The sequence below is a fragment of the Chthoniobacter sp. genome (assembly GCF_040003245.1).
Lineage (GTDB): Bacteria > Verrucomicrobiota > Verrucomicrobiia > Chthoniobacterales > Chthoniobacteraceae > Chthoniobacter.
Window position 1 is genome coordinate 1 of sequence record NZ_JBDUCX010000317.1, and the last position, 6,759, is coordinate 6,759.

Here is a 6,759-nt window from a genome sequence, read left to right on the forward strand (position 1 = left end):
CGGCTGCACAAGGTCATCGAGCAGATCATCGAGCACGAGCAGAACGCCCGGCAGATGCTCTTGCAGAAAAAGCCCAACACGCTGCTCGACCACATCGGCCGCGGCTACGGCGTCCTGCGCCACGCCTATTCGATGAACTCGAAGGAAGCGCTGAACCTGCTCAGCTTCATGAAGCTCGGCATCGACCTCGGCTTTTTCCCCGAGCATTGCCGGCACCCGATCGACGAGCTGTTCATGGAAACCCAGCCCGCGCATTTGCAAAAAGGCACCCAGCAAAAGCTGGCCGCCGATGAGCGGGACAGCCTCCGCGCCGAGATCATCCGCTCCAAGCTTTCGGAATTCCCGCGCCCCGATCTCGGCCCGACGCCGCCTCCCGCGGCGGCGGAGGGGAATGGGTCGCAGAATTAGAATGGCGTCTTGATTTGTAGCGCGACCGTTCCGATTGTAGCGGCGGGTTGGGCGCCTTCCGCGACCAGAGCATCGTTAGGCGTTTCCGGATTCGGCTGGCTTCGGTGATTGTAGCAGTAGACGCTGAATGAGGGAGTCCACCGCGGAAGCAAAGGCGGGCTCCTCGCAAATGCGCTCTGCAGGTTTGTCTGAAACCCAGCCTTGTGTGTTATAGGAAAAGGTGAAACTGGCGCTCGGCGGATGACCACCTGATGCCGACGCAGTGATGCCTTGTGTGTTCGGCATAACTCGGAGCGGTAGTTACTTGGAAGTGGGCAAGGGACGTGAATGCGAAGAGCTCTTGAGCGTAACTTTGAGACTGGAGGTAAACCACCGCCCGGACCATTGGTTGCCAGTCTTGACCGGGCTGGTAACGAGCACGGTGAAATTCTTCGTAAAACTCAATATGACCGGGATGTTGAAGTGCTGCCCACATGCGATCGAACTTGGATTAGCTCGTGGCCGGAAGCAACAAGTGCATCGAAGGACCAGCCCAAAGCGTGCATCTTCGATGGCATGACACTCCACTCAAAATGACACGTAAGGAGACTGCGAAATGATCAACAACTTCGCCTCCCGGGCTCAGGTTGTTCTCCCTCGCTCCCAAATTGAGAATTTGCGGACCTCGCGTTTCGCAAGCGACGAATGAGACGGAATGTAATGAGGTATTGTCGGCGAGGCGGATCGGTATTACCGTACTGACATGACGACGCTTTCGCTCAAGCTGCCGGAACCCATGGCCGACCGTCTCGCTGCCGAGGCGCGTGCGCGCCGGAAACCGAAATCCGCGCTGGTGCGTGAATTCATCGAACGAGGCCTGACGGGCCCGTCGATGAAGGGTCGTGCCTCTTTCCACGCGCTGGCCAAGGACAAGGCGGCGCGCTTCCGCGGCCCGCGCGATCTCGCGACGAATCCGAAGCATATGGAAGACTTTGGGCGGTGAGCCAGACGATCGTGGATACCGGGCCGCTGGTGGCCTATTTGCAGGCGAATGAGGCGCACTCGGCGTGGACTGGCGCAGAGTTTGACCGCATCGAACCTCCGCTGTTGACGTGTGAGCCGGTACTGTCGGAGGCGTGTTTTCTCATCGGCCGCGCCGGAGGCGACCCGGACGATTTGCTGGAATTGGTGGAGCGCGGATTGATTCAGGTGGCTTTCGAGCTTCGCGAGGAGATGCCGCGCGTGCGCGCGCTGATGAAACGCTATCGAAAGCTCCCGATGTCCCTGGCGGATGGGTGTCTCGTGCGCATGACAGAGCAGATTGTGGCGTGCCGATTGGTGACGTTCGACGGTCACTTTCGGATCTATCGACGCCATGACCGCCGGCCGATTCCGCTGCTGATGCCGGAGGAGTGCTGAGGCGGATTCCGGCCGGCCGCAGATCTTTGACACGTGAGAATGCTACCAAAGATAGTCGCTGGTTGTGCGGCGGGGTTCTTCGACTGCGCTCCGCCCACTTTGCCGCCTCCGCTCCACTCAGAATGACATGCAAGGAGAGAGGTTTTCAGACACGCGAAGAAGGAGATTAACCACGGATGACACGGATGGGCGCGGATGAAAGACCCTCTTTTCTGCAATCCGTGCCCATCCGTGTCATCCGTGGTCAAAAACTCTGTCCGGTAGATTTTCGGTACACCTTCTAAGATAAAATCTCGGACGCGGGCCGGAAGTCATAACTCCAGAAAAGCGGCAATTTGCGGACGCAGAGATAGACGCCGACGATGCAGAGGAGGCCGCCGGAGACGACGGCGAATTGGGTGCCGGCGAGGGCGGAGACGAGGCCGGACTCGGCGTTGCCGAGGAGGGGGCCGCTCATGTAACTCAACATCTCGATGCCGGCGAGGCGGCCGCGGATCTGGTCGGGGATAGTGGTGTTCCAGATGGTCATGCGGAAGAGGCCGCTGATCATGTCGGCGGCGCCGGAAATCATCAGAAAGAAGAGGGCGAGGGGGAGCCAGGTGGAAAAGCCGAAGGCGGTGATGGCCCCGCCCCAGACGGCGGCAGCGATGGCGATGGCGGCGCCGTGGCGTGTGACTTTATGGGTCCAGCCGCTGAAGACGGCGGCGAGGAAGGCGCCGACGGAGGGCATGGCGTAAAGCCAGCCGAGCGCGGCGGCGCCGCCGAAGTGCTCGGCAATTTCCGGCATGAGCGCCATGGGGGAGCCGAAGATCATGGCGACGATATCCACGACGTAGGTGCCGATGAGATCCTGCCGGCTGGCGGCGTAGCGCAGGCCTTCTCCGATGCTCCGCAGGCTGGGCGACTGGCCCGGCTCGGAGGCGGGCATGGGCTGCATGAGAAGCAGCGCGCCGAGGAAGAAGAGGAAGGTGAGGGCGTCGATCCAGTAGGTGGTGGCGAGGCCGTATTTCGCGATGAGGATGCCGCCGATGGCCGGGCCGGCGACCATGCTGGCGGTGCCTTTCAAGGAGTTGAGCACGCCGAGCGCGGGGATTTCTTCCGCGGTGACGAGGCGCGGCATCATGGCCTGTAGGGTGGGGCCGTGAAAGCCATTGGCGGCGGAAGCGACGGCGGCGACGAGATAGAGGAGCCAGAGCTGCGGGTGAGGGCTGAGCGAATTCAGCGCGAAGGTGACGGCGCAGGCGAGGAGGACGAGCTGGGTGTAGAGCAGCAGCTTGCGGCGATCCGTGGCATCGGCATAGGCGCCGCCGATGAGGCTGGAGAGAAGGAGGGGGACCAATTGCGCGACGCCGATGAGACCGACGGCGAGGGAGGAACGCGTGAGGTGGAAGATCTGATACGGCAGCGCGACGACGGTGAGCATGCTGCCCAGCGCCGAAGCGAACTCCCCAAAATAAAGCAGCCGCAGCTCGCGATGGCGGAAAAGCGGAGTGAGGCTGAGGAGCATTCGACGGGGAGTATTTGCGAGGAGGGTTGTGGTGGCCAAGCGTGGAGGTGAGCTTCTCCCCATCGTCATCCTGAGCTTGCGAAGGACCTCTGATTTCGCTCTGGCATCTGACACGCCACTTCCCTCATCTGCATTGCATGATCTTCTGACCGACTGGTGAGGAAAGGCAGAGATCAGAGGTCCTTTGCAAGCTCAGGATGACGGGTGAGGGGGCGCGGCCTAACCACGCGGGAACGCCTAACCCTCGATCGCCCGGATGACCCGTGCCGGGTTCCCCGCAGCGATGACGTCGGCGGGGATGCTGCGGGTGACGACGCTGCCGGCGCCAATGATGGTGCGGTCGCCAATGGTGACGCCGGGGCAGAGAATCGCGCCGCCGCCAACCCAGACGTCGGAGCCGATGGTGATCGGCTTGGCGGACTCCAGCCATTGGCGCCGCTCGACGGCGCTGATGGGGTGGGTGGCGGTGTAGATCTGCACGGAGGGGCCGAAGAGCACGTTGTTGCCGATGGTGACGGGCATGACGTCGAGCACGACGCAGTTGAAATTGAAAAAGACTTTTGTGCCCAAGGTGACATTGGTGCCGTAGTCGCAGAAGAAGGGCGGCTGGATCCAGGCGTCGGTCTCGCGTCCGAAGAGTTCGGTGAGGAGGCGCCGGCGTTCGTCGACTTGATCTTCGCGGGAGGCATTGAGCGCCTGACAGAGATCGCGGCAGCGCTGGCGCTCGCGGGAGAGTTGCGGGTCGAGCGGATCGTACAGTTCCCCGGCGAGCATCTTTTCTTTTTCGGTCTTCATGTTGCTCGTAGTTCGGGCGTGCGGTGGGCGTTGGTCGCAGCCAGGCCGTGCGTTCACCCCTCGGGGATAATGGCGATGCAGAGCACGGCGCCGGAGATGGCGTCGAGATAGACGACCGTGCTTTTCATATTGCCGTAAGTGAGCACCCAGACATCGCCGGTGGATTGCGTGAGGGCGGCTTGCGAGCCGTAGAGCGCGTGTTTCGCAATGGCGTCGGCGAAACCGGGATCGAGGAACTCGGTGATGTCGACGTGCGACTTGCGCGCGATCATCAGGAACGGCGACTCGCGCATGGCATTGATGCGCTTCATCGTTTCGGGCGGGACGGCCTTGACGAGCTCGCCATCGCACGCGGTGCGGAAGCGTTGCACGGCGGCTTCGGCGGAGGGGACGGGTTCGAGGGCTTGGGTCTGGGTGGGGAGGATGAGGAGAACGGCCGCGAGCAGGGCGACGGCGGGGGCTCGGAAGGGGAGGAGAGACAAGTTATTCATGGGAGAGCGCGATCGATGAGGGGCGCGGAGTGGATGACAGCACCTGCGGCGGCAAATGACAATGGGCGGGAGGCTCAAGCCGCGCGGCGACACGGCATTCCGACACCCAAATTTAACCTGACACTTTGCCTACCTCACCGCCATCTTCGCCGCTCTCAAAATATGAAACATCCCGGTTTTCTCCTGGCGGCGATTTGCTGCGCGATGCTGCCTCTCGCGTTCCACGCGGAGACTTGGTTCCAAGAGGCGAAGCGTATTCGCCAGGAGGCCGATGCGACGGAGGCGCGGTCGAAGAAGTTTGAGATCCTGCCGGACTGCGAGCTGACGGAGAAATCGGTGAAGGCGGGAGCGACGTTCAAGGACAAAGGCGAACGCGTGATCGTGCGGCGCGCGGTCATCCACGTGGAACTGCCGGTGGGCCGGGAGAAAGGCAGCGTCGTCTACAAGTATCGCGACCGCAAGGTGAACTATAATGGCGAGCCCGCATGGACGGGCCGCTGGCGGGAGCCATGGGCGATGGGCTCTTTCACCTACACCGTGAGGGCGACCTACAAGGGCAACGTGTATGTGCGGCAGTTTAAGGTGGGCCGGAACGGGGTGCTGACTAGCAGTCCGAAGTAAACTTTCTGGCTGCCTGCTCCCGCACCGACATTTTGAGGCGTGCAGGGTAAATTTTCCGCAATGGAGCCAATGGAACCAATGGAGCGATGCACTTTTTGCGCGGAGTCATGGCATACTTCCCCGCATGAACTTCAACTCGATTCCTCCACCCGAACGGGTGAAAAGCACCTGGCGGCCTCGCTTCTCCGCGTCCTGGCGCAGCCCGCCCTTCATAAGGCCGCCGGCAGGGGCATTGGAAATGGCCAGTCCAGAGTAATCGTGCCTGGTCGTGCCTAATCGTGCCTCGTTTTTTTCACTTCGCTTCGTGGCTATCGGATGTGCACGAGCGGGTCCTCCGCGTTCTCGTTCTCGTCCCCCGTCCTCGATCCGCTTCCGCTTTTCGAGAACGAGGGACGACGAGGAGGAAGACCGACCGCGCGAGCCGATTTAAGGTGCCTTAAGCCCTCTTAAGGCGATTTAAGGTGCGAGTTTTTTAAACGAGGCCCTGCCACCAATGAACGTGCCCCTGCGGTGAGCGAATCGTGCTGCCCGACTTCCTTCGTTCCCTTTGCGTCCTTCGGTTCCAATTCTGGACCTCTTTCCGCGACAGATTGTCCAGATGCGGTGTCGCGATGTGAGCACGGGTGCGCCAAAATGTGGCGCTTTGAGCACGGCTGCGGACCCGGTTTCGTCTTTCTACGAAAATATTTCAGAGTCGCGCCTGTCCGTGGCGGATGAAAATTTTCTCAATTAATCACCGGTCCTATCTTGCACAGGCGTCGTATTGCCCTCAGATTGGAGGCGTTCCCGAAGAAGCTGCGACCTTCGCGACATGCGAGGACGGCGGCGGGCACGGAGAACGCTTCTGTCACACATGATGAATAACTTCACACCGCGTGCTCAACAGGTCCTCGCCCTTGCTCGCAAGGAAGCCGACCGGTTCAATCACAACTACGTGGGCACCGAGCACTTGTTGCTCGGTCTTATCAAGCTCGGTCAGGGTGTCGCGGTCAACGTCCTCCAGAAAATGGGACTCGACCTCGAGACCGTGCGTATGGAGGTCGAAAAGCAAGTCGGCAGCGGCCCCGAGACCAAGATGGTGGGCAACATCCCCTACACGCCTCGCGTGAAGAAGGTGCTCGCGCTCGCCGGCAAGGAGGCCAAGTCGCTGAACCACTCGTATGTGGGCACGGAGCACATCCTGCTCGGCCTGCTGCGCGAGGGTGAAGGCGTGGCCGCCCGCGTGCTGAAGAACCTCGAAGTGGACATCGAGCGCACCCGCAACGAGATACTCAAGGAGCTCGACCCGAATTTCACGCCGCCCGAAGCCGAGCAGGAGCAGGGCGCGCAGGAGCCGCAATCGCGCGGGGGCAAGGAAGTGAAGACGCCCGCGTTGCGCGCCTTCGGCCGCGACCTCACGGAGCTGGCGAAGAAGGGCGAGATCGATCCGGTCATCGGCCGCGCGAGCGAAATCGAGCGCGTCATCCAGGTGCTCTGCCGCCGCACGAAGAACAATCCCGTGCTCATCGGCGAAGCCGGCGTGGGCAAGACGGCGATCGT

7 protein-coding genes and 1 pseudogene are annotated in these 6,759 nt (G+C 61.7%); 5 read left to right on the forward strand and 3 right to left on the reverse strand.

The window, feature by feature from the left end; all coding sequences use genetic code 11:
- The 3 genes and pseudogenes from ABJF10_RS28120 to ABJF10_RS28130 all read left to right on the forward strand — a co-directional run.
- Window positions 1–408 (forward strand): annotated as a pseudogene (locus tag ABJF10_RS28120) (ATP--guanido phosphotransferase); the annotation flags it as partial.
- Window positions 409–1,150: 742 nt separating this feature from the next.
- Entirely contained in the window at window positions 1,151–1,390 is a 240-nt protein-coding gene (locus tag ABJF10_RS28125; RefSeq protein WP_348547939.1) for a ribbon-helix-helix protein, CopG family, read from the forward strand.
- Complete coding sequence (locus ABJF10_RS28130; RefSeq protein WP_348547940.1) at window positions 1,387–1,806, forward strand: PIN domain-containing protein; 420 nt, start codon at window positions 1,387–1,389, stop codon at window positions 1,804–1,806. Before ABJF10_RS28125 ends, ABJF10_RS28130 begins: the two co-directional genes overlap by 4 nt.
- 280 nt (window positions 1,807–2,086) lie before the next feature.
- Here ABJF10_RS28130 and ABJF10_RS28135 read toward each other — a convergent pair whose 3' ends face one another.
- The 3 genes from ABJF10_RS28135 to ABJF10_RS28145 form a co-directional block, all read right to left on the reverse strand.
- Window positions 2,087–3,313, reverse strand: coding sequence for an MFS transporter (locus tag ABJF10_RS28135; protein WP_348547941.1), 1,227 nt, complete (start codon window positions 3,311–3,313; stop codon window positions 2,087–2,089).
- Between the two features lie 237 nt (window positions 3,314–3,550).
- Window positions 3,551–4,108: a sugar O-acetyltransferase gene (locus tag ABJF10_RS28140; protein ID WP_348547942.1), complete on the reverse strand. Its 558-nt coding sequence runs from the start codon at window positions 4,106–4,108 to the stop codon at window positions 3,551–3,553.
- Window positions 4,109–4,161: 53 nt separating this feature from the next.
- Window positions 4,162–4,599, reverse strand: a complete 438-nt coding sequence (locus ABJF10_RS28145; RefSeq protein WP_348547943.1) for a hypothetical protein — start codon at window positions 4,597–4,599, stop codon at window positions 4,162–4,164.
- Window positions 4,600–4,761: 162 nt separating this feature from the next.
- Between ABJF10_RS28145 and ABJF10_RS28150 the strand changes: the two genes are divergently transcribed.
- Window positions 4,762–5,220: a hypothetical protein gene (locus ABJF10_RS28150; RefSeq protein ID WP_348547944.1), complete on the forward strand. Its 459-nt coding sequence runs from the start codon at window positions 4,762–4,764 to the stop codon at window positions 5,218–5,220.
- Between the two features lie 856 nt (window positions 5,221–6,076).
- The coding region (locus ABJF10_RS28155) for a Clp protease N-terminal domain-containing protein (RefSeq protein WP_348547945.1) at window positions 6,077–6,759 on the forward strand (683 nt) is incomplete at its 3' end.